Source organism: Buttiauxella noackiae (genome assembly GCF_000737905.1).
In the GTDB taxonomy this organism is placed as follows: domain Bacteria; phylum Pseudomonadota; class Gammaproteobacteria; order Enterobacterales; family Enterobacteriaceae; genus Buttiauxella; species Buttiauxella noackiae.
The window spans coordinates 18,139-44,138 of record NZ_JPRU01000008.1 but is presented as its reverse complement, the minus strand read 5'-3'; the positions used below and the strand labels follow the sequence as shown (position 1 = coordinate 44,138).

Here is a 26,000-nt window from a genome sequence, read left to right as displayed (position 1 = left end):
AAACCTAGTTAGTTTCTGTCTGTGTGCCAACCGAACTGTCCCTGATATTTTTTGCATTGGGAGTACCGGTCATGCTGAGCGCATTTCAACTGGAAAACAATCGTCTGTCCCGTCTTGAATTAGATGAGACCGATAACCTGAGCAATTCTGTTTGGGTTGATTTGGTCGAGCCTGAAGAGAGCGAGCGTCAGCGCGTGCAAACGGAACTTGGTCAAAGCCTGGCAACCCGCCCGGAACTGGAAGACATCGAAGCATCCGCGCGTTTTTTTGAAGACGAAGACGGTTTGCACATCCACTCATTTTTCTTTTATGAAGATGCAGACGATCACGCGGGCAACAGCACCGTGGCATTTACTATTCGTGAAGGCCGCCTGTTTACGCTGCGTGAACGTGAATTACCTGCATTTCGCCTCTATCGTATGCGCGCTCGTAGCCAGAATATGGTGGATGGCAACGCTTACGAATTACTGCTCGACTTGTTCGAAACTAAAATCGAACAGCTGGCAGACGAAATCGAAAACATCTATAGCGACCTGGAAAAACTCAGCCGTGTCATCATGGAAGGGCACCAGGGCGATGAGTATGACGCAGCACTTTCAACGCTTGCTGAGCTTGAAGATATCGGCTGGAAAGTCCGTTTGTGTCTGATGGATACCCAGCGTGCTCTGAACTTCCTGGTGCGTAAAGCGCGTTTGCCGAGTGGGCAGCTTGAGCAGGCTCGTGAAATTCTACGAGATATCGAATCCCTGCTGCCGCACAACGAATCTCTGTTCCAGAAAGTGAACTTCCTGATGCAGGCAGCGATGGGCTTTATCAACATCGAGCAGAACCGCATCATCAAGATCTTCTCGGTTGTATCCGTTGTATTCCTGCCACCAACGCTTGTGGCATCCAGCTACGGGATGAACTTTGAGTTTATGCCGGAGTTGAAATTGAGCTTCGGTTATCCGGCGGCGATCATCGTGATGATCCTTGCCGGGCTTGCGCCTTATCTCTACTTCAAGCGGAAAAACTGGTTGTGAGATGAAAATGAGAAGGGAGCCGATTGGCTCCCTTTTTTACTTCTGCGCGACGGCGCGCGCTGCTATCCGCGAGTTTCGCTGCGTATAAACTGCATCAAGAATAAACAGCGCCAGTGCTGCCCAGATAAAGCCGAAGGTCAGCATCTTATCTTTGCCGATCACCTCACCGTAGAATGTCACGGCTAGCAGGAACATTAACGTCGGGCCAATGTACTGGAAGAAACCCAGTGTTGAGAGGCGCAAGCGCGTTGCTGCTGCGGTGAAACACAGCAATGGAATTGTTGTTACCACGCCTGCCGCAATAAGCATTAAGTTCAGCGACATTGGGTTTTGCCCCATATGACTGGTTGAACTGTCTGCGATGCCAAACAAATAGATAGCCGCAATTGGCAGCAGCCACAGCGTTTCAACTAACATTCCGGTTTGTGCATCAACGGCGATTTTCTTACGTACCAGCCCGTAAAACGCGAAGCTGAACGCCAGGCCAAGCGCGATGATGGGCAGCGAGCCGAATGTCCAAAGCTGAACCAGAACACCACAAGCAGCAAGGCCCACGGCAACCCATTGCATTCTGCGGAAGCGTTCACCGAGGAAAATCATGCCCAATAGCACGTTAACCAGCGGGTTGATGAAATAGCCGAGGCTTGCTTCCAACATGTGATTGTTATTCACAGCCCAAATAAACAGCAACCAGTTACCGCCAATTAGCACCGCAGAAAGCGCCATGGCGAAGACCTTTTTGCGGTTCTGACAGGATTTCTTTACCTGAGGCCACTGGCGGCTAAGGCTAATTAACACCACCATAAAGAAGAAAGACCAAATCACGCGATGCGTCAGGATTTCATCGGCCGGAACGTAGTGGATTAATTTGAAGTAAGCAGGCGCGATGCCCCAAATAAAATACGCCGCCAGCGCTAGTAACACGCCCTGGCGGGTTTGTTTCGCATCCATGAAAAGAACTCGTTGATGAATAGTGTCCTAATTGTATCAGCAATAATTACTTCACCCCACCATGTAGGTGGCGGTCGCGCTGGCGATATGCAGTTGGTCTTCGTTGTGTAATTCAACACGCGCCACGGCCACTTTATTCCCGGCTCGCAGCAGGCTGCTGCTGGCGGTAAAGCGCTGCCCACGCCCCGGACGTAAATAATCAACTCGTAAGTCGATAGTACCCATTTTCGACAGACGTTGGCGCAGTTCTTCTTCGCTAATACTGTCGTGACGAGTGAGTGTGCTGCCCACGCAAACCAGGCCTGCCGCGACATCCAGTGAGGACGCAATCACGCCGCCGTGCAAAATACTTTGCGCCCAGTTGCCCACCATCATTGGTTGGTTATTAAAACTAAGCTCGGCGTAGTCTTTCTCATATTTTATAAGTTCCAGCCCCAGCGCACGGTTAAATGGCATGTGATAAACAAAAATCTCACCGACCAGTTGTAAGGCGGCTTCAGGGGTCAGAAATGGCGTAGACATGGATCATCCTCGATCAAAACAATAATGTTAATTAATTGTTTATTTTATGCTTCGTATTCGTTGATTGCTACTTTAAGAACTGTAGACCGAGCGTGCACATTCAGAACTATGTAGAATGTGTCCCTGATAATAATTTGAAACCTTTTTTGTTCAGGAGAATATTGCCGATGCGCAAGTTTCTGGGATGGTTAGTGGCGGCAAGCCTGTTGCCTTTGACCGCTTACGCACAAGAAGCAACGATTAAAGAAGTGCATGATAAACCGGCTGTGCGTGGCAGCATCATTGCGAATATGCTTCTGGAACATGACAATCCATTTACTCTTTATCCGTATGAAACCAACTACTTAATTTATACGGTGACAGACGACCTCAATAAAGAGGCGATCAAAACCTATAACTGGTCTGATAACGCCAAAAAAGATGAAGTGAAATATCAGTTGAGCCTCGCGTTCCCTATCTGGCGCGGTATTCTGGGGCCTAACTCAGTGTTAGGTGGCTCATATACCCAAAAATCCTGGTGGCAGTTGTCGAACAGTGGAGAGTCTTCTCCTTTCCGTGAAACCAACTATGAACCGCAGCTTTTCCTCGGTTTTGCGACCGATGAATCCTTTGCCGGCTGGACATTACGTGATGTCGAGTTTGGTTATAACCATGATTCAAATGGTCGTTCGGACCCAACGTCCCGTAGCTGGAACCGTTTATACACGCGTCTGATGGCTGAGCACGGCAACTGGATGGTTGAAGTGAAGCCGTGGTATGTGATTGGCAGCACCGATGACAACCCGGACATTACCAAATACCTGGGCTATTACCAGCTGCGAGTCGGCTATGAGTTTGGCGATGCGATTCTGAGCATGAAAGGCCAGTACAACTGGAATACGGGTTACGGCGGCGCGGAATTAGGCTTTAGCTATCCGGTCACCAGGCATGTACGTCTTTATACCCAGCTTTACAGCGGTTACGGCGAGTCATTAATTGATTACAACTTTAACCAGACACGCTTCGGTGTCGGCGTTATGCTTAACGATCTGTTCTAAGAATTCGGCGGTTTTAGTGGTGGGGAAAGCGTGACACAGGCGGAAGTAATTAATCAGGCAGTGCTGGCCAGACAGGTTTTGCAAGATACCTTCGGCTATCAACAGTTCCGCCCGGGTCAGGAAACCATCATTGAAACGGTGCTGGAAGGGCGCGACTGCCTGGTTGTCATGCCGACCGGCGGCGGTAAATCACTGTGCTACCAAATTCCAGCGCTGGTGCTTGGTGGGCTGACGGTTGTGGTTTCCCCGCTGATTTCCCTGATGAAAGACCAGGTCGATCAGCTACTGGCAAACGGCGTTGCGGCAGCATGTCTTAACTCCACTCAAAATCGCGAACAGCAACAAGAAGTGATGACGGGTTGCCGTACCGGACAGATTCGCCTGTTATACATCGCGCCTGAACGGTTGATGATGGATAACTTCATCGACCAAATAAGTCACTGGCACTTGTCGATGGTTGCGGTTGATGAAGCGCACTGTATTTCGCAGTGGGGGCACGATTTCCGTCCGGAATATGCTGCACTTGGCCAACTGCGTCAACGCCTGCCTTCGGTGCCATTCATTGCCTTAACTGCAACGGCTGATGACACTACCCGTGCAGACATTGTGCGCCTGTTAGGCCTGTACGACCCGCTCATTCAAATCAGTAGCTTTGACCGCCCGAATATTCGCTACATGCTGATGGAGAAGTTTAAACCTCTCGATCAACTGATGCGTTACGTGCAGGAACAGCGCGGAAAATCCGGCATTATTTACTGTAACAGTCGCGCTAAAGTGGAAGACACAGCTGCGCGTCTGCAAAGCAAAGGTATCAGCGCCGGGGCTTATCACGCCGGGCTTGAGCACCAGGTGCGTGCCGAAGTACAAGAAAAATTCCAGCGTGATGATCTGCAAATCGTGGTTGCAACCGTTGCGTTCGGCATGGGCATCAACAAACCCAACGTCCGTTTTGTGGCGCACTTCGACATCCCGCGTAATATCGAATCTTATTACCAGGAAACGGGTCGAGCCGGGCGTGACGGCCTGCCTGCGGAAGCTATGCTGTTTTACGATCCGGCCGACATGGCGTGGCTGCGTAAATGCCTCGAAGAAAAACCCGTCGGGCAATTGCAGGATATTGAACGCCACAAACTCAATGCCATGGGCGCGTTTGCGGAAGCGCAGACCTGTCGCCGCCTGGTGTTGCTGAATTACTTTGGTGAAGGTCGCCAGCAATCTTGTGGTAACTGCGATGTTTGCCTCGATCCACCGCGTCGTTACGACGGGCTGGTGGATGCGCAAAAAGCGTTGTCCTGTATTTATCGCGTTAACCAGCGCTTTGGGATGGGCTATGTTGTGGAAGTGCTGCGCGGTGCCAATAACCAACGTATTCGTGAGTTTCAGCACGATAAATTACCGGTCTACGGCATTGGCCGGGACCAGACGCACGAACACTGGGTCAGTGTTATTCGCCAGCTGATTCACCTCGGTGTAGTGACGCAAAATATCGCGCAACACTCGGCATTGCAGCTTACCGAGGCAGCACGCCCGTTCTTGCGCGGCGAAGAACCTTTAATGCTCGCAGTACCGCGTATTGTGGCAATCAAATCGAAATCCAGTCCGAAAGTATTCGGTGGAAACTACGACCGCAAGCTGTTCGCCAAATTGCGTAAGTTGCGCAAAGCCATTGCAGATGAAGAGAACATCCCGCCGTATGTCGTGTTTAACGACGCCACACTGATTGAAATGGCCGAACAAATGCCGATTACACCTGGTGAAATGCTAGGCGTTAACGGTGTGGGTACGCGTAAACTGGAACGCTTTGGGCGTGAGTTTATGGCGCTTATCCGCAGCCATGTCGACGGCGAAGATGAGTAGTAGCCAGTCTTTGCTGCAACTCGTATAGTTATTCTCCAAATAATAATTCGGCGAGTTAATTCCTATGTTGATGCTATTTCTCACGGTGGCACTGGTGCATCTTGTTGCGCTATTAAGCCCCGGTCCTGACTTTTTCTTTGTTTCTCAGACAGCCGTAAGTCGTTCCCGTAAAGAGGCGATGATGGGTGTACTGGGGATTACCATGGGTGTCATGATTTGGTCAGGCGTAGCACTACTTGGCCTGCATCTGTTGCTGGAAAAAATGGCGTGGTTGCATAACATCATTATGGTCGGTGGCGGGTTATATCTGTGCTGGATGGGCTACCAGATGCTGCGCGGCGCACTGAAAAAAGATAAACCTTCCGAGCAAGCACCAGAAGTGGAACTGGCTCGTAGCGGACGCAGCTTTATGAAAGGGCTGCTCACCAATCTTGCTAACCCAAAAGCTATTATCTATTTCGGTAGCGTGTTCTCGCTGTTTGTCGGCGATAACGTGGGTAGCGCGGAGCGTTGGGGGCTGTTTGTTCTGATCTCACTGGAAACGCTGGCCTGGTTTACCGTCGTTGCCAGCTTGTTCGCACTTCCGCAAATGCGCCGCGGTTATCAGCGCCTTGCGAAGTGGATTGATGGTGTTGCCGGTGCCTTGTTTGCCGGATTCGGCATTCACCTGATTATTTCCCGCTAATCGTTGTCTGCCCCTTATTGGCGTGCTGTGGCAAGCAGCGCGCCAATCAGCATAAACAGAGAACCAAAAACGCGGTTCAATGCTTTCATCTGGCGCGGCCCTTTAATCCAGCTTGCAATTCGTGTCGCAAGCCCCGCATAACCAATCATCACAATAATATCGACCACTACTGTCGTTACGCCGAGCACTAAATACTGTAACGCCTGTGGCTCATGTGGAGAGATAAACTGCGGGAAAAGTGCGGCGAGAAAGACGATGCTTTTTGGGTTCGTGAGATTCACAAAAACCGCGCGCTTAAACAGGCGGCTGCGTGGTTGGGTGGTAGCCAGCGTATTTAAATCCAGCGCACCTGCGGCACGCCATTGCTGAATGCCAAGCCAGACAAGATAAGCAGCACCCGCCCATTTCAAAATTTCAAAAGCCAGCAACGAGTGTGAGAACAGCGCACCAAGCCCAATCCCAACCAGTACGATATGAATCGCAAGCCCGGTTTGCAACCCGGCGATAGATGCAGCCGCGCCGCGATAGCCGTGGCTAATGGCGGTGGTCATGGTATTAATTGCCCCGGAACCGGGTGACAGACTCAGAATTATTGTGGTCAGGAGATAGGTTAACCACCACTCAACGCTCATGTGAAATTCCCTGAAAGAACACTTTTATGCCACAATACGCTATTGTTGATGAGCGTGCTATGAATCACAAAAAAGCGATATGACTCAGCATAAAAATGGATGGTCTAACAGGGAAAACGCCTTTGCGGCTTTCACCACGGGTCCACTGATGGACTTCTGGCGCCAGCGCGAAGAGTGTGAATTTTCAGGCGTCGACGAAGTGCCGGTACGCTACGTACGGTTTCGCTCGCAGGATCATGACAGGGTCATTGTGGTTTGCCCTGGGCGTATCGAAAGTTACGTCAAATATGCCGAGCTTGCCTATGACCTTTTCCACTGCGGATTCGATATTTTAATTATCGATCATCGTGGCCAGGGGCGTTCCGGGCGCATGCTTTCGGATTCACATCGCGGCCATGTGGCGAAATTTAGCGACTACGTTGACGATTTTGACCGCTTTTATCAGCACGAACTCGCAAATGGCCCATGGAGAAAACGCTACGCTTTAGCGCACTCTATGGGTGGCGCAATCATCACACTGTGGCTTGAAAAGAATTCACTATGCTTTGATGCTGTCGCGCTATGTGCGCCAATGTTTGGCATCGCCTTGCGCTGGCCCGACTGGATGGTGCGCCATATTCTTGATTGGGCTGAAGGCCACCAACGTATTCGTGAGGGTTATGCAATCGGAACAGGCCGCTGGCGTGCATTACCATTTAGCGTTAATGTCCTGACCCATAGCCGTGAGCGTTACCGCCGTAACCTGCGTTTTTATGCTGATGAGCCAGCATTACGGTTGGGTGGGCCAACGAATCATTGGGTAAGAGAAGGGATACTCGCAGGAGAACAGGTTTTAGCAGGAGCCACTGCTATCACCACGCCGATATTTATCCTGCAGGCAGAAGAGGAACGCGTCGTTGATAACCGTGCGCATGACCAATTCTGTGAGCTTCGTGCCGCGGCGGGCCACCCTTGTGAGGGGGAAAAACCTTACGTCATAAACGGTGCGTATCATGAGATCCTGTTCGAAAAGGACGATATGCGAACCGAAGCGCTGAATGCCATCATCACCTTCTTTGATAGGCATTTACTCTAAATAATTCGAGCTGTGGGTAGGCGGCCAGGGAGCTTATCCCCAGGAGCTTACTTTAGTAAGTGACTGGGGTAAGTGAGTGCAGCCAACACCCCCACAGCTTGAAGTATGACGAGTACAACTAATTGAATTTAATACCAGAGGTTTATAAATCCTATGTACCATGTCGTTGCGTCTGACCTGGATGGCACGTTGCTGTCCCCCGATCATCTTCTGACCCCGTATGCTAAAGAAACGCTGAAACTGCTCACCGCTGAGGGTGTTCATTTCGTCTTTGCAACGGGCCGCCACCATATCGACGTGGGGCAGATTCGCGATAACCTCGAAATCAAAGCCTACATGATCACCTCTAACGGTGCGCGAGTTCACGATACTGACGGCAATCTGGTATTCAGCCACGATCTCGACCACGACATCGCGCAGGACCTGTTCGGTGTGGTGCATACCAACCAGGATATCGTGACCAACGTCTACCGCGGCGATCAGTGGTATATGAACCGCCATCGCCCTGAAGAGATGAAATATTTCAAAGAAGCGGTGTTTAACTACACTCTCTTTGAGCCAGGTTTGCTGGAAGCAGATGGCGTCAGCAAAGTGTTCTTCACCTGCGATTCTCACGAAAAACTTCTGCCACTTGAGCAAGCATTAATTGCCCGTTGGGGTGATCGTGTGAACGTCAGCTTCTCTACCCTGACTTGTCTGGAAGTCATGGCAGGCGGCGTATCGAAAGGGCACGCGTTGGAAGCCGTATCTAAAGCAATGGGTTACAGCCTGAAAGAGTGTATCGCCTTTGGCGACGGCATGAACGATGCTGAAATGCTGAGCATGGCGGGTAAAGGCTGCATCATGGGCAACGCCCACCAGCGCCTGAAAGACCTGCTGCCAGAGCTGGAAGTCATAGGCACCAACGGTGATAACGCGGTTCCGCATTACCTGCGTAAGATGTTCCTCGGTAAAGACTGATTTGCGATAAACGAGTGGTGAATTAACCACCACTCGTCAACCAAATAAACCAACTTCTGCACATTCCCTTCGCTACAATGAAGCATTAATCTCCCGTAGTAGAGACTTCATCGTGCCGTTACTGATCATCACCACCATTCTGTGGGCCTTCTCTTTTAGCCTGATTGGCGAATACCTTGCCGGGCATGTTGACAGCTATTTTTCTGTGCTGATGCGCGTCGGACTTGCGGCATTAGTGTTCCTACCGTTCCTGCGTTTTAAAGGCTACAGCGCGAAAACGCTGCTGCTGTACATGCTGGTGGGGGCGTTACAACTCGGCGTGATGTACCTGTTTAGCTTCCAGGCTTATCTCTACCTCACCGTCTCAGAATTCCTGCTGTTTACGGTAATGACACCGCTTTACGTCACGCTGATTTATGACCTGATTAGCGGCAATAAGCTGCGCTGGGGATATGCGTTAAGTGCCGGGCTGGCGGTGATTGGCGCCGCGATTATTCGCTACGACAAAGTCAGCGATCACTTCTGGATCGGCCTGCTGCTGGTGCAGGCGGCGAACATTTGCTTTGCCATCGGCATGGTGGGTTATAAGCGCCTGATGGAAACGCGTCCGATGCCGCAACGCTGTGCGTTTTCCTGGTTCTATCTCGGGGCGGCAGTGATAGCGGTCATCGCGTGGTTTGCGCTGGGGAACCCGCAAAAACTCCCGACCACCAATCTGCAATGGGGCATCCTGGTGTGGCTTGGGGTGGTGGCTTCCGGGCTGGGTTACTTTATGTGGAACTACGGTGCCACGCAGGTGGATGCGGGCACGCTCGGTATCATGAACAACGTGCATGTTCCAGCGGGGCTGCTGGTTAACCTCGCCATCTGGCAAGAGCAGCCTCACTGGCCGAGTTTTATTATTGGTGGGTCTGTGATAATGGCTTCGCTATGGGTGCATCGCCATTGGGTCGCTCCGCGTTCTTCACAAACGGCAGATGCTCGCAAGCGTGTGAACGCGTCGAGCGAATAAAGGCTTCCGTCACCGGTTGACGCTGCTCGCCATCGCGTACTGCGGCGTACAACCGGCTCCACAGTCCTTCACCCAGGGTTTTGGTCACAACCAGACCCTGGCGTTCAACATTCTCCACTACCCAGTGTGGCAACGCGGCAATTCCCATGCGTGCCGACACCATCTGAATCAACAACAACGTGTTATCCACACTTTTCAGCGACGGGCTAACCCCGGCCGGTTGCAGGAAATGTCGCCAGATATCCAGACGTTGGCGCTGCACCGGGTAAATCAATAACGTTTCACTGCTTAAATCTTCCGGCTCAATACGCGTTTTATTAGCCAGCGGATGATCCGTTGCCAGCACCAGGCGCACTTCATAATCAAACATTGGCGAATAATGCAGGCCGCTGCGCGGCAGGATGTCGGATGTTAAAACGATATCCAGTTCGCTCTGCTGCAACGCTGGCTGCGGGTCAAATGTCACACCAGATTTGAAATCCAGATCCACCTGTGGCCAGGTCTTGTGGAAATTTTCCAACGCAGGCGTGAGCCACTGAATACAGCTATGGCATTCGATGGCGATACGCAGTGTGGTCTGATGCGGTTCATTGCAAGCCTGAAGCGCGCGGGTTATCTGCGGCAACACTTGTTCAGCCAGTTGCAACAGAACCTCTCCCTGCGGTGTGAACCGTAGCGGCTGACTTTTACGGATAAACAGGCGGAACCCAAGACGCTGCTCCAGATCGCTGAACTGATGGGAGAGGGCCGATTGGGTCTGATGCAACGCGGCGGCGGCGGCGGCTAAAGAGCCGCAATTTCGTAACGCCTGGAGCGTCCGCAGGTGTTTTATCTCGATCATGAAAGTCCTTCACTTCGGCATGAGCAAATTGCGCTTGAGGAATATACAGTACCTGCACAAGATAGATGTGTAAACATCCAGACGTCTAAAAAATTCGTCGTCTTTCGAGCCGCAGGGGTGTTGGCTGCACTCACGAACCCGAATCACTTACTGAAGTAAGCTCATCGGTATTCGCTCCCTGGCCGCCTACCTGCTACTCGAAATCCATAGAATTTAAAATTGAAATATAAAGAGGCAGAAAAATGACGATTAAAAATCACACCCTCGGCTTCCCACGTGTCGGCCTGCGTCGCGAACTGAAAAAAGCACAAGAAAGCTACTGGGCGGGCAACTCCACTCAGGAAGAATTACTGGCAGTGGGTCGCGAACTGCGTGCTCGCCACTGGAACCAACAAAAAGAAGCTGGTGTGGAACTGCTGCCGGTGGGTGATTTTGCCTGGTACGATCACGTTCTGACCACCAGCTTGCTGCTTGGCAACGTGCCGGCTCGTCATCAGAACGTGAACGGTAGCGTCGATATCGACACTTTGTTCCGCCTGGGCCGTGGCCGGGCACCAACCGGTACGCCTGCCGCCGCCGCTGAAATGACCAAATGGTTTAACACCAACTACCACTATATGGTGCCGGAATTCACTAAAGGCCAGCAGTTCAAACTGACCTGGACCCAGCTTCTGGATGAAGTTGACGAAGCGCTGGCACTCGGCCACAAGGTGAAGCCAGTTCTGCTTGGCCCGGTAACTTATCTATGGTTGGGTAAAGTGAAGGGCGAACAGTTTGACCGTCTGAGCCTGCTGAAAGACATTCTTCCGGTTTACCAGCAAGTGCTGGCTGAACTGGCAAAACGCGGCATCGAATGGGTGCAAATAGACGAACCTGCATTGGTGCTGGAGTTGCCGCAAGAGTGGCTGGACGCATTCAAACCGGCTTACGAGGCGCTTGCTGGCAACGTTAAGCTGCTGCTGACTACCTATTTTGAAGGTGTGACGCCAAATCTAAATACTATTACTGCGCTGCCAGTACAGGGTCTGCACGTTGACTTTGTACATGGTAAAGATGATATCAACGCTCTGCATCAGCAGCTCCCGGCAGACTGGCTTTTGTCTGCGGGGGTGATTAATGGCCGCAACGTCTGGCGTGCTGATTTAACTGAGAAATACGCGCAACTGAAGGATCTTGTTGGCAAACGTGAACTTTGGGTCGCCTCTTCTTGCTCGCTGCTACACAGCCCAATCGACCTGAGCGTTGAAACTCGCCTGGATGCTGAAGTGAAGAGCTGGTTTGCCTTCGCCCTGCAAAAATGTGCCGAGTTGTCTTTACTGACTGAGGCGCTCAACAGTGGTGATACAGAAAAACTGGTTGAGTGGAGTGCGCCGATTCAGGCCCGTCGCCATTCACAGCGCGTACATAACGCGGCAGTGGAACAACGCCTGGCGACGATCACTGCGCAAGACAGCCAACGCCAGAACAACTACACCGTTCGCGCGCAGGCTCAGCGTCAGCGCTTCAATCTGCCAGCATGGCCGACCACGACCATCGGTTCATTCCCGCAAACCACTGAAATTCGTGGCCTACGCCTCGATTTCAAAAAGGGAAATCTGGATGCCAACAACTACCGCACTGGTATTGCGCAGCATATCAAACAGGCCGTAGCCGAGCAGGAACGTTTAGGTCTCGACGTACTGGTTCACGGGGAAGCTGAACGTAACGATATGGTGGAATACTTCGGCGAGCACCTCGACGGCTTCGTATTCACCCAAAACGGTTGGGTGCAGAGCTACGGTTCCCGCTGCGTGAAGCCACCTGTGGTTATTGGTGACATCAGCCGCCCGGAGGCGATCACCGTGGAATGGGCGAAGTACGCACAATCCCTGACTGACAAACCGGTAAAAGGCATGCTGACCGGCCCGGTAACGATTCTCTGCTGGTCATTCCCACGCGAAGACGTCAGCCGCGAAACTATCGCCAAACAAATTGCGTTGGCACTGCGTGATGAAGTGGCGGATCTCGAAGCGGCAGGTATCGGCATCATTCAGATTGACGAACCGGCCCTACGCGAAGGTTTACCGCTGCGCCGCTCCGACTGGCAGGCGTATCTGGAGTGGGGCGTGGAAGCCTTCCGCCTGAACGCCGCCGTAGTGCGCGATGACACGCAGATCCACACTCACATGTGTTACTGCGAGTTCAACGACATCATGGATTCCATCGCGGCGCTGGATGCGGATGTGATCACTATAGAAACATCACGTTCAGATATGGACCTGCTGGAGTCGTTTAAAGAGTTCGAATACCCGAACGAAATCGGCCCGGGCGTGTATGACATTCACTCGCCAAATGTCCCAAGTGTGGAATGGATTGAAGCGCTTCTGAAGAAAGCGGCTGAATCTGTCCCAGCCGAGCGCCTTTGGGTGAACCCTGACTGTGGCCTGAAAACCCGCGGCTGGCCGGAAACCCGTGCCGCGTTGTCTAATATGGTGAAGGCGGCGAAGAACTTGCGTAGCGCTTAAGAGTCAGCGCCTTCTCTGTTTTCGGGGAAGGCGTTTATGTTTGGTGAAAAAGGCAGATTGCTGGCTTCATCACTACTGTCCTGAACGTCAAATTAATACCGGATGTTGCTACGCTAATCTACCTTAGAGAGTTCCAACAAAATCAGTTCCCCCCACTCAATTTCCCGCTCACCGCAGGATGCTGCAAATACTCCATACACCAGCGGCAAACTTTCCCCATGCCGTCGGAACGGGCGGCCAGAAAGAGTTTTGTGGCGTGCTTGTGTTCCTGCATTGGCTTTTTCACCAGTTGGCCGTTATTCAGTAATGGCTGCGCCAGGTGATGAGGAATATAACCAATGCCTACGTTTTTCTGGATTAGCGAAATGGCAGTCAGGAAGTCTGGTACGAATAAGAGTTTTTGCCCTTCCAGTAGCCAGGCCTGTTGAGGAATAAAATTAACCGCAGTATCGCGGATACAAATAGCAGGATATTGGCGTAATTCGGCGTTTTGCAGTGGCTGAACCTGGGTTGCCAGCGGGTGCTGCGGGCCGACAACAAAATCCCATTCCAGTTGGCCGATAGGCTCGCTAATAATCCCTTCTGTGCTTGGCACCGCATGCGGTGCGCCAATCACTAAATCGGCGCGTTTACTGTAGAGCGCATCCCAGCAGCCGTTGTAAACCTCAAGATTGATTCTCAACGTGGTCGAGGGAAACTGGCGCTCAAAATCACAGATAAACTCCACCAGAACCGGCGTGGGAATAATATTATTCACCGCGACCACCAGTTCCTGTTCAACGCCGTCATGAATCAGCACGGTATTACGTTTCAAGGCTTCCAGATCGTTGAGGATATTTTTGCTGTGCTGGATGAAATATTCGCCCGCAGATGTCAGCTCGATGTAACGGCCTTTGCGGATAAACAGTTCGGCGCCAATGGCTTCTTCTGCTTTTTTGATGGTGTAGCTTATCGCCGAGGGGACTTTGTTCAGTTGTTCAGCAGCCGTCGTAATGCTCTGGTATTTAGCGACCAGATGGACAACGCGAATGGTTTCATCGGAGATAAACATTGAGATTCCCTGGTGGCGTTGAATGGCCGGATCGTTCCTCGTTCCGGCCATTTGATTATGCCCATTATACCCAGGATTTAGTTGTGGCTACGTATTTTGCTTAGCACTGCATACGCAATGCAGGCCACAAGAATGGAATCCAGTGAGGGAATGGTTGTTAGCGTAAACAGGCCTTTAACGGTCATAAAGCCTACTGCTGAGCCCAGAATCCACGCAACAAACGTCAGCACTTTGATTTGTGGCTCGCGTGTCAGCACCGACTCTTCATAACCATTACGGCGATAAAGGAAGAAGTCGGAGATGTAGATCCCGGCGACCGGCGGTGTGGCAATGCCGAGGAACAACAGGAACGGAATGAACCACGCCATGATATCCATACTGCCGACTATCGCCGCCAGCACGCCAAGTGCGATAGTGATTTGCCATTTCGGGAAACGGGTCAGCAGCGTAGAAACTACTAACGTACCCTGGAACATGTTCCCGGCATTACCCGTTACGCAGGCAAAAATAAGCAGCAGCGCGGCAGGCATTACTGCACCGAATACAGCCATCGCGCCTAACAACGAATTTTGCCCACTCAGTGCGCTCGGAGTGGCTCCCGCCCAATACAGCAGCGGATAGGCCACCAGAAAGGTTATCGCAGCGGCAATAATGGCGTGTTTGCGGTTATGCACGAAGCTGCCAAAATCGGGTAGGGTAGCAACCAGCACAATAATCGTGCCCACGACCGTTGAAACCGCAACGCCGGTATTCATGCTGACTACCGCATCGGGTGCGGCAACGTCGGTATGAGTGGCGACATACAGGCAGTAGCAAAGCACGGCGGCAATGACCGGAACGGCAATTTGCGCGACTTTGCCCAGCACCGCGAAGCCAAACGCAGTAGAGGCGACGAAAATCACGCAACCTGCCGCAACCAATAGTTGCACCGGTACTTCGAGCCCGTGCTGCGCCAGTAAATCGTGTACCGAATGGCCGAACATATTGGCCGTGACCGCAATCCAGCCAAACAGGCTGATTGCCATCAGAATGTTGATAGCAATTGCACCTTTTTCACCAAACGGATATTTCACAATCCCGTAGGTGGGCAGACGGGCTTTTTCGCCCACGCTGATGGTGATGGCGGCGAGAACGGTCAGGATCAACCCGCCGATAATCACAACGCTAACCAGCCCTGAGCTGGAAAGCTGGCTTCCCAGGCTTGAGGACGATAGCAGGACCGGTGTTACAGCGATCCCCAGCAAAATCATGGCAATACGCAATCCTGACGCCGTGTTGAGACTTTCTTCTGTCTTACGCATATCTTGTTCCTTCTGAATTGCGTTTTACGCAGTATGGAAATGCCCGGTGTATTTGCGCCAGCTTCCCAGCTCGGTTATCTCTTTCTGGCCTTCGGTCAGCCAGTTTTCTGCCAGTACGCCCAGCACGATGCTGCCGTCGGCCAGTTTTACTTTGCCGATAGACAGGCCAGCCGGTTCGCTTTCCAGCAGAGCGGCAAAGCTTGCCAGCGGCAGTTCCCAGATTTCCAGTTCAACGTTAGTGCCGCCTTGCATCACGCGGATCATGCCTGGATGATCGTCGTTAATGCTCCAGATGCGGTAATGTGCGTCGGTGCGGTCTTCGCGCACAAATACGCCGCCTGCTTTCTGCATGTTTGGGTTCAGCTTCAGGCCGCGCATCAGGGTGCCGTTTACCGCGAGTAACGTTGTTTCTGTCATGGTGTTATTCCTTATTCTCAGAGGTAATCCAGGTGCCGCTTTGATGATTCAGTGAGGCTTTAATCGCTTGTGGGCTGGTGATCAGGCCGCTGGCATTTTTGCCCTGTTGCAGGCTGGTGTTCACAAAGCCAAGAATCGCTTCAACTTTCGGCTGCATGCTGCCGACGCCGAACTGGCCTTCGTCGAGCAGGTTCTGCGCTTGAGCCACGGTCAGCGTATCCAGCCATTGTTGCTGCGGAGTGCCGAAGTTAATCGCCACTTTTTCCACGCCGGTTGGGATCAGCAGCAGATCCGCACCGAGCTGGCTTGCCAGCAGCGCAGATGCCAGATCTTTATCGATCACCGCTTCAACGCCTTTCAGTTGATGCTGTTCATCGCGAACCACCGGAATACCGCCGCCGCCGCAGGCGATAACGATATAACCCTGCTTAACCAGGCTTGCGATGGTGTCGCGTTCGATGATTTCGAGCGGAGCCGGTGACGGTACGGTACGACGCCAGCCGCGACCCGCGTCTTCCATCATCGTCCAGCCGAGTTCCTGCTGGCGCTGAACGGCGGTTTGCTCGTCCATAAACGCGCCAACGGGTTTGTTCGGATTAGCGAAAGCGTGGTCGTTTTGATTCACCAGCGTTTGAGTTACGAGAGTGACAACGGGTTTTGAAATGCCACGGCGCGCCAGTTCGTTGTGCAACGCTTTCTGGAACATGTAGCCGATTGCGCCCTGGGTATCGCCCACGGCATAGTCCAGCGGTACCGGAGCGACTTCCGCACTGGCAAGTTCGGAGCGGCGCAGAATAAAGCCGACCTGCGGGCCGTTACCGTGGGTGAGCACCAGATCCCATCCGGCTTCGACCATATCGGTGATGTGCTTCACGCTTTCCATTACCGCTTCGTACTGATCGGGAATGCTGTTGTGCTGCTCATCCTGGATAAGTGCGTTGCCGCCTACGGCGACAACAGCTAAAGGTTTGCTCATTTTTTCTCTCCCTGGGAAACGGCCTGCGCCAGCGCTTCAATGGCATCTACAAAACAGGACATCGGTGCGGTGGTGATCCCCGCGCCAATCTGGCCTACGCCTGCCTGTTTGTGGGCGATACCGGTGTTAATGACCGGCAGAATGCCGCGGTCAGCCACTTTGCGTGCGTCGATGCCCGCCGCCGTTGGTGCGAAGTTCAGCGCTGGCAGAGTAAACGCCGGGTTTGAGCCAAGCGTGATGAACTGCATACGGCGGCTGTTATTGGTAGCATCAGCAGGGGTGCCGCCCACGAATTTCACGATTGCCGGAGAAGAGGCCATAGCGAAGCCGCCGACGCCTGCGGTTTCGGTGATTGCACTGTCGCCCAAATCCGCCGCAGCGTCGTCCACGCCGTAGCCTGGGAAGAACAGGCCTTCAACCGGGTTCGCCGGAGCCTGGAACCACTGGTCGCCCGTGCCGGATAAGCGGATCCCAAAATTCACGCCGTTGCGCGCCATGACCGTAACCATTGAGCTGAACGGTACGCCAGCGGCGGCGTCCATCATCGCTTTACAGGCCGCCATCGAAAGATTAAGGAAGAAATGGTCGTTGCCGGTGATAAACGCCACCACGCGTTGCATGACTTCCAGCGGCAGATTGCTGGCCAGCAGAGCAGGCACCAGACGTTTGATCAGCAAGCCTGTGGCAGCAGCGTTGCGGTTGTGCACTTCGTCGCCCATGTGCAGCGCTTGTGCCATCAGCGGTTTTAATTCCAGCTCGCCGATATGACGTACCGCCACTTTCAGCGCCGGAGCCAGTTCGTTGCGCATCCAGTGCAGACGTTGCAACACTTCGTCGTTATTCGCGCCAAAGCGTAAAACTTTGCCCAGCCCTTCGTTGAAGTTACAGAACGCACGCTGGCTGTTTGTTTTGTTTTCAATCACCCACAGCGGCATGGACGGGCTGATAATCCCCGCCATTGGGCCGACGGCGTTGTAGTGGTGGCATGGCTCAAGATCTATATTGCCGCTTTTGGCGAGCAGTTCGGCCTCTTCATGTCTGGTGGCCCAGCCTTCAAACAGGATCGCGCCGACAATCGCGCCTTTAACCGGGCCGCACATATTTTCCCAGCTAATCGGCGGGCCAGAGTGCAGAATCAGTTTGCGTTCGGCCATCGCCGGAATGGCTTCATCGGCCATCATCACGTCAACCAGCACCGGCTGGGCGTTCAGGTAACGCTCCATCGCCACCTGGTTGGCTTGCTCAACGAGTGGGTGGCGCAGTAAATCCGCCAGATCTAAACCGGCGTCGATATTCCCCAACGCAGGGGGCTGCCAGCTCAGCGCGATGGCTTCGCCACCCACTTTCTGAATATTGTTGGCGAAGCCCGCAAGCCCCGCATTGACCACTTTCAGCGGCTGATTAAATAAGGTGTTCATGCGGATACTCCGTTTTTCTTAACCTGAATCTGTGCAGCGATACTCGCCCAGGTGGCGGCCTGTGCGTTGCAATCGGCAACGATGACGCCAGCCGCGCGCAGGGCATCAATCTGGCGACTGCGCTGTTGCGGGTCTGCCTGGGTGCCACAAACATGAGCGATCAGCAGCGGAGCGTGGGCTTTGTCGATTTTTGCCAGCAACTCCAGCAATTCGGCGGCGGGTTCTTCGGCTGCGCCATAGCCCAGCACCAGGTCAAACAGTACAACGGCGGTTTGCGGATCGTTGAGTTCTGCAAGCAGACGCTGGTTACGCAGCGTTGGATCGATCATCGGGTGCGGTTTGCCACGGGTAAAATCGTCGTCACCCATGTCGATCAGCGTATGTCCCGCGCTCTTCCAGATGTAGGCCAGTTTGCTGTTGCCAGAAACAGGTGTGTTGGACGAAGCTGTAAAGCCGTGCTGTTGGCAAAGAAGTTGCGCTTCGTAACAGAAGGTGCCGCCAGCAAATACACCGCGAATCAACTGGCGAGTCGCAGGCAATGGAAGGCAGGCTTTTTCCAGTGCGGCGATTTGTACGGCATCTGGCTGCAAGGCGTGCTGAGCCAGGGGCGTTTTATTCAGCAGCGCGAAGGCAAGGTCGGCTGCGCTGGCGAGGGTGCACGCAGCGGTAACGTTAGGGCGGGTAATATCTTCTGGGTTGGCTCCGAGGAAGTTAACAACTACCGGTTTACCTGCCGCCTGAGCCTGTTCCAGAATACGTTCAGCTACGGCTTTTGAAGGTGGCTTGGAGATTAACACGATCACTTTTGTCGCTTCATCTTCTGCCAGTGCTTGCAGGCCGAACAACATAGAAATGCCGCCGATTTCCTCGCTTAAATCGTGGCCGCCGGTACCGAGTGCCTGGGAAATACCCGCGCCAAGCTGGTCGATACGGCAGGTGACTTCCTGCACACCAGTGCCGGATGCGCCGACAACACCAATCGCACCACGATTCACGACGTTGGCAAAGCCGAGTGGAATACCGTTAACAATGGCGGTGCCACAGTCCGGACCCATCACAATCAGGTTGCGTTCGCGGGCGTGGACTTTAATCGCTTTTTCCTGCGCGACGCTGACGTTATCGCTGAACATCATCACGTTCATGCCGAGGTTCAGCGCTTTCATGGCTTCGGCGGCGGCGTAATCGCCTGGAACGGAAATCAGCGCCAGATTCGCCTGCGGCTCTTTTTCCAGCGCCATCTCCATGCTGACCAAATCTGGCGTGCGTACACCGTCGTTATTGTCTTGTGCAGGTTTGCTGTTCAGGCGTTCATGGGCCAGAGCCAGCGCTTCCTGGCAGGCGTCTTCTTCGCCCATCACTGCAATGATCAGGTCGTTCGGCCCGGCGCTGATGTTGTCCCCAAGCCCGACGTCATGCAGTTGTTCGAGGTTGGTGGCGGTGCCCATTACGACGGATGCCTGCTGAATGCCGGGTAACTTGCTGATTTGGGCTGAAATCTGCATCAGGGAGACGGAATCCTGATAGAGATTTTTGAAAACTTTATAATCTACTTTCATCGGTTTATGCCTGTTTCTTACTGCCCAATCGTGAAATTCGGGCAAAGCGATCCCGTGCAGAGTTTCTGTGGCTCTACAGGGGGGGATTTTGTAATGTCAGAGCGTGGCTTTTAAGTTACGCAACCCGTGCAGCATTCCGGCGAGACAATCCACGCCTGATGAGGCGCCAAACTGCATAACCTGTTCGGCAGCGTGGACAACCGCCATAGTCTGCGCCTGTGAGGTGAGTTGTTCCTGCAACGCGCAAACGGGCTGTGAAAAATGACCTTCCAAAGCCCGGCTGAGATAGTGACGGCTGATGTCCGTGGTTCGCGTCAGGTGCTGCGCTATCAGCGATTGCATCCGCTTCTGGTGCGTCTGTAGTTCTGGCGTGAGTTTCCAGGGACTAAGGGCTGCCAGATAACCCAACAGATAGTCATCGCCATCCGGCGTTAAACCTTTGCCATAGCCGATAAGCTTCACGACCTGGTTTTCGAGCGACTCAGGTTGTTCCTGTGGTATCAGTCGCAGCCTACTTTCGTCTTGGCTCACCGGAGCGGAGGCCCAAAACAGATCGCTTTCCACCCGGTGTTCCAGGCAGTAGAGCAGCAATTGCGAGGCCAGCGTTTCGTAGTGCTGCAAAGCCTCTGGCAGCGCGTTCAGGCTTAACGACTTGCCGCTAAGCCTGGGTTGCCAGACTACCGCTTCACTTAACTTCACCTGCCAATGCAGCGACTGAATGTGTTCCGCTGTCAGTTGAACGGCTTCACCCTGGTTTGCCTGTTGTCGCCAGTCCCAGTTGTGGGGTAAATCCACACACACGGCATCGGGTAAGTTCTGGTAAAATTCTGCATCTAAAAGCGTGAAAAGATAGCCATCGTCAGCGATAAGGTTTAAAGCGTGCGCAAAACAGCTATGAACATGCGCATTCTTCGGTAACCGTGTGGCAGCGAGATACCCAATGGATACGGCTGCATGCGTGACGATAGCCATGTTGCTTAGCCTTTCAGACCTTTGATGATGGCATCGGCGTTGCTGACCCAGCCAAAGATCGCGCCCTGGGCTTTGATCATCTCCAGCGCGTATTTTTGGAATTCAGGGAAGTAAGAACCTACGCAGTCTTCTGGAATGATGCACTCGTAGCCGCGATCGTTCGCTTCACGCACCGTGGTGTTCACGCAAACTTCGGTCGTTACGCCGCACACAATCAGCGTTTTGATGCCGTTGTTTTGCAGAATCAGGTGCAAATCAGTCTGGTAGAACGCACCTTTACCCGGTTTGTCGATGATTGGCTCACCGGCAACGGGATACAGTTCAGGAATGATGTCGTGCCCGGCTTCGCCACGTACCAATGTGCGGCCCATTGGGCCTGGTTCGCCGATAAAAGTCTTACCGCCGCGAGTGAGTTTGGCTGGTGGGCAATCGGTCAAATCCGGGCGATGGCCTTCACGAGTGTGGATAACCAACAGATCTTTGTTTCGCGCCACTTCCAGTACGTGTTTACACGGTTCAATCGCACTGCGAACCAGTGAAACATCATTACCTAACGCTTCGCCAAAACCACCGGCTTCCACGAAATCACGCTGCATATCAATCATCACCAGCGCGGTTGTTTTTCGATCAAAGGGCAGAGCAAAAGGTTGAGCTTCAAAAGCATGAGTCATCTTAAAATCTCCAGTTCACCAGGTGAATAATTACATTGTCTGTAGACGAGTATTCAGAAGATGTGCTGCTTAAAACAGCGAAATAGTTTCCGTGGGTGCAACGAATAATTTGCATTAACGAAATTGATTAACAAGTGCTGGAGATGAATTGTGAGAGGGGTCAAATTGTGGGCGGGCAACTGCAAAAAAGTTGATGTAAAAGCCCGCCAGGCACTAAAAAATTGTCGCAATAATGTGAGCCTGACGGGCTTTGAGTTAAAAGGGTTACTTGCTTGCACCATAGCGCTCAAACCACGCTAACATCCGTTGCCATCCATCTTTGGCTGAATCTGCATGATAGCTCGGGCGGTAGTCGGCATTAAAAGCATGTCCAGCTTCCGGGTAAACGATGATTTCTGCGTTGGCATTAGCAGCACGCAACGCATGGCGCATGGTTTCCACAGTATCCTGCGCAATGCCCGTATCCTGCCCGCCATAAAGCCCAAGCACTGGCGCATTCAAATTGACTGCAATGTCTACAGGGTGATGCGGAGAATTTAATGTCTTTTCGCCCACTAATTTGCCATACCAGGCCACGGCCGATTTCAACTGCGGATTATGTGCGGCATACAGCCAGGTTATTCGGCCACCCCAACAAAACCCCGTCATCATCAAACGATGTGCATCACCACCGTTTCTTGCCGCCCAATTGGCGACGTGATCCAGATCCGCTAGCACCTGTGCATCGGGCACTTTTGAAACCAGCTCGCTGAACAAGGTAGGGATATCGGCATAATCATTAGGATCACCCTGGCGGAAATAGAGCTCTGGCGCGATTGCCAGGTATCCTTCCAGCGCCAGGCGACGGCAGACATCGCGAATATGCTCATGCACGCCGAAAATTTCCTGCACTACAATCACGATGGGTAAGGGGCCAGCAGCATCTTTTGGCCTGGCGTGATAAGCAGGCATGTTTTCGCCCTGCGTAGGAATTGAGGTTTCCCCTGCATGAATAGCATCATCTGGGGTATGCAATGCGGTTGAAGCAAGAGGGGAGGCCGCTGGCGCAAAATGCCCGCCCGGTGATTTATCTATATGTTCTTCTTTCATTGGCATTCTCCTTACCAGAAATAGCGCATTGCGATAACTATAGCTTTTCCCCGTTATTCTTCGAGTTGCTGGTGGATTGTTTGGTTGCTCTCATCTCAATATCAGAACGATGAACGCCACCCCTTTAAATGTGATTTTCATCACTATTGCAGTTGAAAATAATGTAACTTGTTTGATTCAAAGTGAAATGCGTCACGAAATTCTTTGCGGGGGTTCTGTACAGTACCCCCATAGCAATGTAAGCCAACCTATTCAACGCAGGAGTCTGTTATGTCCAAGTCTGATGTTTTTCACCTCGGCCTCACTAAAAGCGATCTGCAAGGGGCAACACTTGCCATCGTCCCGGGCGATCCAGAGCGAGTTGAAAAAATCGCTGTGCTGATGGACAAGCCGGTCAAATTGGCTGCCCACCGTGAATTTACTACCTGGCGTGCTGAGTTAGATGGCAAGCCAGTTATCGTCTGTTCCACCGGTATCGGTGGTCCATCAACCTCTATCGCGGTTGAAGAGCTGGCACAGCTGGGGATTCGTACTTTCCTGCGTATCGGGACGACCGGTGCCATCCAGCCACATATCAATGTTGGTGATGTTCTGGTGACAACGGCTTCTGTGCGCCTTGATGGTGCCAGCTTGCACTTTGCACCAATGGAATATCCAGCCGTTGCTGACTTCGCCTGTACTACCGCACTGGTTGAAGCCGCGAAATCTATCGGCGCGACCACACACATTGGTGTGACCGCATCTTCCGATACCTTCTACCCAGGCCAGGAGCGTTACGACACCTTCTCAGGACGCGTAGTTAACCGCTACAAAGGCTCCATGGAAGAGTGGCAGCAGATGGGCGTGATGAACTACGAAATGGAATCCGCGACACTTCTGACCATGTGTGCAAGTCAGGGGTTGCGTGCGGGTATGGTTGCAGGCGTGATTGTGAACCGTACTCAGCAAGAAATTCCTAACGCTGAAACGATGAAGAAAACCGAAAGCCACGCAGTGAAAATCGTTGTAGAAGCAGCTCGTCGCCTAATCTAATTCCGCTAAAGCCGGCGCAAGCCGGCTTATTTTTATGCTTTGCGTAATGCCTCGCAGTAAACTCCTTTTCATCTGGACATTTATACAGCACAATTTTATTTTGCTGGTGTCTGGCATGGCTTGTGGGAGTGACTGTGGATATTTCTATTTTATTCGGGCTCGGTATTGCGCTGGTTGGTGTTCTGACTGGCTGGCTGCTGGCAAGTTTGCGGGCAGCACAGCGGCAATCCGCACTGCATGAAGAACAACGAGAAATCTACGGCGAATTGACTGCCGCCCGGCAGGAGTTACAGCAAAATCAGCACTGGAAGGATGAGTGCGAGCAACTCAACCGTGAATTGCGTACTCAGCTTGAAATTAACAGTGCCCAGGAAGCAGATATCCGCGAACTCTCCACGCTTCTGGAACAAACCCGCCTTAATGCCGATGATAAACATCGTCAGATGCTCAATAGTGAACAGCGCCTGAGCGAACAGTTTGAAAACCTCGCCAACCGTATTTTTGAGCAAAGTGGCCGCAAAGTTGAAGAACAAAACCGCCAGAGTCTGAACGGCTTACTTTCCCCTTTGCGTGAACAACTGGATGGCTTTCGCCGCCAGGTTCAGGAAAGTTTTGGGCAGGAAGCTCGCGAGCGCCACACGCTAACCCACGAAATTCGTAACCTTCAGCAGCTTAATGCTCAAATGGCGCAAGAGGCGCTGAACCTTACTAAAGCGCTGAAAGGGGACAATAAAACGCAGGGCAACTGGGGTGAAGTTGTATTAACGCGTGTTCTGGAGGCATCCGGTTTACGCGAAGGTTATGAATACGAAACCCAGGTGAATATTCAGCTAGAAAATAATAGCCGCATGCAGCCTGATGTGATCGTGCGTTTGCCGCAAGGTAAAGACGTGGTGATCGACGCCAAGATGACGCTGGTGGCCTATGAGCGTTACTACAATGGTGACGACGAATTAACTCGTGAAAGCGCACTCAACGAACACATTGCTGCGGTACGTAACCATATCCGCATGCTTGGCCGTAAAGATTACCAACAGTTGCCTGGGCTACGTTCACTGGATTATGTGCTGATGTTTATTCCTGTAGAGCCTGCATTTTTACTGGCTATCGATCGCCAGCCGGAACTGATCAGCGAAGCCCTCAAAAATAACATCATGCTGGTTAGCCCGACCACTTTGCTGGTGGCGCTACGAACAGTTGCCAATTTGTGGCGTTACGAGCACCAAAGCCGGAATGCGCAACAAATTGCCGAACGCGCCAGCCGCCTGTATGACAAAATGCGCCTCTTTGTTGATGATATGTCGGCAATTGGTCAAAGCCTGGATAAAGCGCAGGATAACTACCGGCAGGCTATGAAAAAACTCGCTACCGGACGCGGAAATATTCTGCTCCAGGCCGATGCATTTCGTGGCCTTGGTGTTGAGGTTAAACGTGAGATTAATCCAGATTTAGTCGAGCAGGCCAGACTTGAAGACGGCGATAACACCGAGCGCCATGAGTATGAAAACGACGAAGAAAACAACGCAGAAAACAGTTTAGAAGATCGACGCATCGTAGGTGAGCGTTAAGCGCTGCCTAAGCTCGCGGCTTGAAGCATAGGGCTTTAGGCCTCATTCTGTTACACTTCACAAACATTTTTTGGATAAGCAGGCATCGAGATGGTTGAAGAATCCCAGGAAACAACACACTTTGGCTTCCGCACTGTAGCGAAGGAACAAAAGGCCGATATGGTCGCTCATGTGTTCCATTCTGTAGCGGCAAAATACGACGTGATGAATGACCTGATGTCATTCGGCATCCATCGTATCTGGAAGCGTTTTACCATTGATTGCAGTGGTGTTCGCCGTGGTCAGCGTGTACTGGATTTGGCCGGCGGGACTGGCGATTTGACCGCGAAGTTTTCCCGTCTGGTTGGCGAAACAGGCGAAGTGGTTCTTGCGGATATCAACGATTCCATGCTGAAAATGGGCCGTGAAAAACTACGCAACATCGGTGTGGTTGGCAACGTGAACTATGTTCAGGCTAACGCTGAAGCTTTGCCATTCCCGGATAACTTTTTTGATTGCATCACTATCTCTTTCGGCCTGCGTAATGTGACAGACAAAGAGAAAGCACTGCGTTCGATGTACCGCGTGTTAAAACCAGGTGGCCGCCTGCTGGTGCTGGAATTCTCCAAACCAATTATCGAACCACTGAGCAAAGCTTACGATGCATACTCCTTCCACATTTTACCGCGTATCGGTGAAATTGTTGCGCAGGATGCAGAAAGCTACCGCTACCTGGCTGAGTCTATTCGCATGCATCCTGATCAAGAAACATTGAAAGCGATGATGGAAGATACTGGCTTTGAAAATACCACCTATTTCAACCTGACCGCTGGCGTAGTTGCTCTGCACCGTGGCTATAAATTCTGACAGGG

Annotated in this window: 24 protein-coding genes; 11 read left to right on the top strand and 13 right to left on the bottom strand. The window is 52.4% G+C overall.

All coding sequences use genetic code 11. From position 1 onward, the window contains the following. Positions 1 to 71: 71 nt before the first annotated feature. On the top strand, positions 72 to 1,022 hold the full coding sequence (corA, locus tag IX31_RS21320; RefSeq protein ID WP_034461684.1) for a magnesium/cobalt transporter CorA: 951 nt from the start codon (positions 72 to 74) through the stop codon (positions 1,020 to 1,022). Positions 1,023 to 1,058: 36 nt separating this feature from the next. On the opposite strand, the gene rarD is transcribed toward corA, so the two are convergent. Further along, complete coding sequence (gene rarD, locus IX31_RS21315; protein ID WP_034461683.1) at positions 1,059 to 1,973, bottom strand: EamA family transporter RarD; 915 nt, start codon at positions 1,971 to 1,973, stop codon at positions 1,059 to 1,061. Positions 1,974 to 2,024: 51 nt separating this feature from the next. After that, entirely contained in the window at positions 2,025 to 2,495 is a 471-nt protein-coding gene (yigI, locus tag IX31_RS21310; RefSeq protein ID WP_034461682.1) for an acyl-CoA thioesterase YigI, read from the bottom strand. A 167-nt stretch (positions 2,496 to 2,662) separates the two neighbouring features. On the opposite strand from yigI, the gene pldA reads away from it, so the two are divergent. The 3 genes from pldA (at position 2,663) to rhtC (ending at position 6,074) form a co-directional block, all read left to right on the top strand. After that, complete coding sequence (pldA, locus tag IX31_RS21305) at positions 2,663 to 3,532, top strand: phospholipase A (RefSeq protein ID WP_034461681.1); 870 nt, start codon at positions 2,663 to 2,665, stop codon at positions 3,530 to 3,532. A gap of 30 nt (positions 3,533 to 3,562) precedes the next feature. Then, positions 3,563 to 5,389, top strand: coding sequence for an ATP-dependent DNA helicase RecQ (gene recQ / locus IX31_RS21300; RefSeq protein WP_034461680.1), 1,827 nt, complete (start codon positions 3,563 to 3,565; stop codon positions 5,387 to 5,389). Positions 5,390 to 5,453: 64 nt separating this feature from the next. Beyond that, positions 5,454 to 6,074, top strand: coding sequence for a threonine export protein RhtC (rhtC, locus tag IX31_RS21295; protein ID WP_034461679.1), 621 nt, complete (start codon positions 5,454 to 5,456; stop codon positions 6,072 to 6,074). Between the two features lie 14 nt (positions 6,075 to 6,088). On the opposite strand, the gene rhtB is transcribed toward rhtC, so the two are convergent. Further along, a complete protein-coding gene (gene rhtB / locus IX31_RS21290) occupies positions 6,089 to 6,706 on the bottom strand; it encodes a homoserine/homoserine lactone efflux protein (RefSeq protein ID WP_034461678.1) in 618 nt (205 codons plus the stop codon). A 79-nt stretch (positions 6,707 to 6,785) separates the two neighbouring features. On the opposite strand from rhtB, the gene pldB reads away from it, so the two are divergent. The 3 genes from pldB to IX31_RS21275 all read left to right on the top strand — a co-directional run bounded on the left by pldB (position 6,786) and on the right by IX31_RS21275 (position 9,753). After that, positions 6,786 to 7,781: a lysophospholipase L2 gene (gene pldB / locus IX31_RS21285; RefSeq protein ID WP_034461677.1), complete on the top strand. Its 996-nt coding sequence runs from the start codon at positions 6,786 to 6,788 to the stop codon at positions 7,779 to 7,781. Between the two features lie 153 nt (positions 7,782 to 7,934). Next, positions 7,935 to 8,741, top strand: a complete 807-nt coding sequence (gene yigL, locus IX31_RS21280) for a sugar/pyridoxal phosphate phosphatase YigL (protein ID WP_034461675.1) — start codon at positions 7,935 to 7,937, stop codon at positions 8,739 to 8,741. Positions 8,742 to 8,853: 112 nt separating this feature from the next. After that, the gene (locus IX31_RS21275; protein ID WP_034461674.1) at positions 8,854 to 9,753 is read left to right on the top strand and encodes a carboxylate/amino acid/amine transporter; all 900 of its coding nucleotides are present in this window, start codon (positions 8,854 to 8,856) and stop codon (positions 9,751 to 9,753) included. Here the strand turns inward: IX31_RS21275 and metR are convergent. After that, positions 9,641 to 10,594 carry an HTH-type transcriptional regulator MetR gene (gene metR, locus IX31_RS21270; protein WP_072009492.1) on the bottom strand — a complete coding sequence of 318 codons (954 nt, stop codon included), beginning with the start codon at positions 10,592 to 10,594 and terminating at the stop codon, positions 9,641 to 9,643. The two genes, IX31_RS21275 and metR, sit on opposite strands and share 113 nt — an antisense overlap. Before the next feature lie 242 nt (positions 10,595 to 10,836). Here metR and metE point away from each other — a divergent pair, with 242 nt between their 5' ends. Then, positions 10,837 to 13,098 (top strand): 5-methyltetrahydropteroyltriglutamate--homocysteine S-methyltransferase, encoded by a 2,262-nt coding sequence (gene metE, locus IX31_RS21260; RefSeq protein ID WP_034461671.1) that lies wholly within the window; start codon positions 10,837 to 10,839, stop codon positions 13,096 to 13,098. Between the two features lie 142 nt (positions 13,099 to 13,240). On the opposite strand, the gene IX31_RS21255 is transcribed toward metE, so the two are convergent. The 9 genes from IX31_RS21255 to IX31_RS21215 all read right to left on the bottom strand — a co-directional run bounded on the left by IX31_RS21255 (position 13,241) and on the right by IX31_RS21215 (position 22,549). Next, positions 13,241 to 14,149, bottom strand: coding sequence for a LysR substrate-binding domain-containing protein (locus tag IX31_RS21255; RefSeq protein ID WP_034461669.1), 909 nt, complete (start codon positions 14,147 to 14,149; stop codon positions 13,241 to 13,243). Positions 14,150 to 14,226: 77 nt separating this feature from the next. Next, positions 14,227 to 15,450: a cytosine permease gene (locus tag IX31_RS21250; RefSeq protein ID WP_034461667.1), complete on the bottom strand. Its 1,224-nt coding sequence runs from the start codon at positions 15,448 to 15,450 to the stop codon at positions 14,227 to 14,229. Positions 15,451 to 15,474: 24 nt separating this feature from the next. After that, the gene (locus IX31_RS21245; RefSeq protein WP_034461665.1) at positions 15,475 to 15,867 is read right to left on the bottom strand and encodes an allophanate hydrolase-related protein; all 393 of its coding nucleotides are present in this window, start codon (positions 15,865 to 15,867) and stop codon (positions 15,475 to 15,477) included. A gap of 4 nt (positions 15,868 to 15,871) precedes the next feature. After that, on the bottom strand, positions 15,872 to 16,843 hold the full coding sequence (gene arcC / locus IX31_RS21240; protein ID WP_034461663.1) for a carbamate kinase: 972 nt from the start codon (positions 16,841 to 16,843) through the stop codon (positions 15,872 to 15,874). Continuing rightward, the gene (locus IX31_RS21235) at positions 16,840 to 18,261 is read right to left on the bottom strand and encodes a YlbE family protein (RefSeq protein ID WP_034461662.1); all 1,422 of its coding nucleotides are present in this window, start codon (positions 18,259 to 18,261) and stop codon (positions 16,840 to 16,842) included. Before IX31_RS21235 ends, arcC begins: the two co-directional genes overlap by 4 nt. Beyond that, positions 18,258 to 19,817, bottom strand: a complete 1,560-nt coding sequence (fdrA, locus tag IX31_RS21230) for an acyl-CoA synthetase FdrA (RefSeq protein ID WP_034461661.1) — start codon at positions 19,815 to 19,817, stop codon at positions 18,258 to 18,260. The genes IX31_RS21235 and fdrA overlap by 4 nt, the downstream gene beginning before the upstream one ends. Before the next feature lie 96 nt (positions 19,818 to 19,913). Continuing rightward, positions 19,914 to 20,789 (bottom strand): oxamate carbamoyltransferase subunit AllH family protein, encoded by an 876-nt coding sequence (locus IX31_RS21225; protein WP_034461660.1) that lies wholly within the window; start codon positions 20,787 to 20,789, stop codon positions 19,914 to 19,916. A gap of 5 nt (positions 20,790 to 20,794) precedes the next feature. Further along, complete coding sequence (locus IX31_RS21220) at positions 20,795 to 21,460, bottom strand: cysteine hydrolase family protein (protein ID WP_034461659.1); 666 nt, start codon at positions 21,458 to 21,460, stop codon at positions 20,795 to 20,797. 264 nt (positions 21,461 to 21,724) lie between these two features. Beyond that, positions 21,725 to 22,549, bottom strand: a complete 825-nt coding sequence (locus IX31_RS21215) for a dienelactone hydrolase family protein (RefSeq protein ID WP_034461658.1) — start codon at positions 22,547 to 22,549, stop codon at positions 21,725 to 21,727. 270 nt (positions 22,550 to 22,819) lie between these two features. Between IX31_RS21215 and udp the strand changes: the two genes are divergently transcribed. The 3 genes from udp (at position 22,820) to ubiE (ending at position 25,995) form a co-directional block, all read left to right on the top strand. Beyond that, entirely contained in the window at positions 22,820 to 23,581 is a 762-nt protein-coding gene (gene udp, locus IX31_RS21210) for a uridine phosphorylase (RefSeq protein WP_034461657.1), read from the top strand. Between the two features lie 134 nt (positions 23,582 to 23,715). Further along, positions 23,716 to 25,149 carry a DNA recombination protein RmuC gene (gene rmuC / locus IX31_RS21205; RefSeq protein ID WP_034461656.1) on the top strand — a complete coding sequence of 478 codons (1,434 nt, stop codon included), beginning with the start codon at positions 23,716 to 23,718 and terminating at the stop codon, positions 25,147 to 25,149. Positions 25,150 to 25,239: 90 nt separating this feature from the next. Beyond that, positions 25,240 to 25,995 carry a bifunctional demethylmenaquinone methyltransferase/2-methoxy-6-polyprenyl-1,4-benzoquinol methylase UbiE gene (gene ubiE, locus IX31_RS21200; RefSeq protein ID WP_034461655.1) on the top strand — a complete coding sequence of 252 codons (756 nt, stop codon included), beginning with the start codon at positions 25,240 to 25,242 and terminating at the stop codon, positions 25,993 to 25,995. The last annotated feature ends 5 nt before the right edge of the window (positions 25,996 to 26,000 follow it).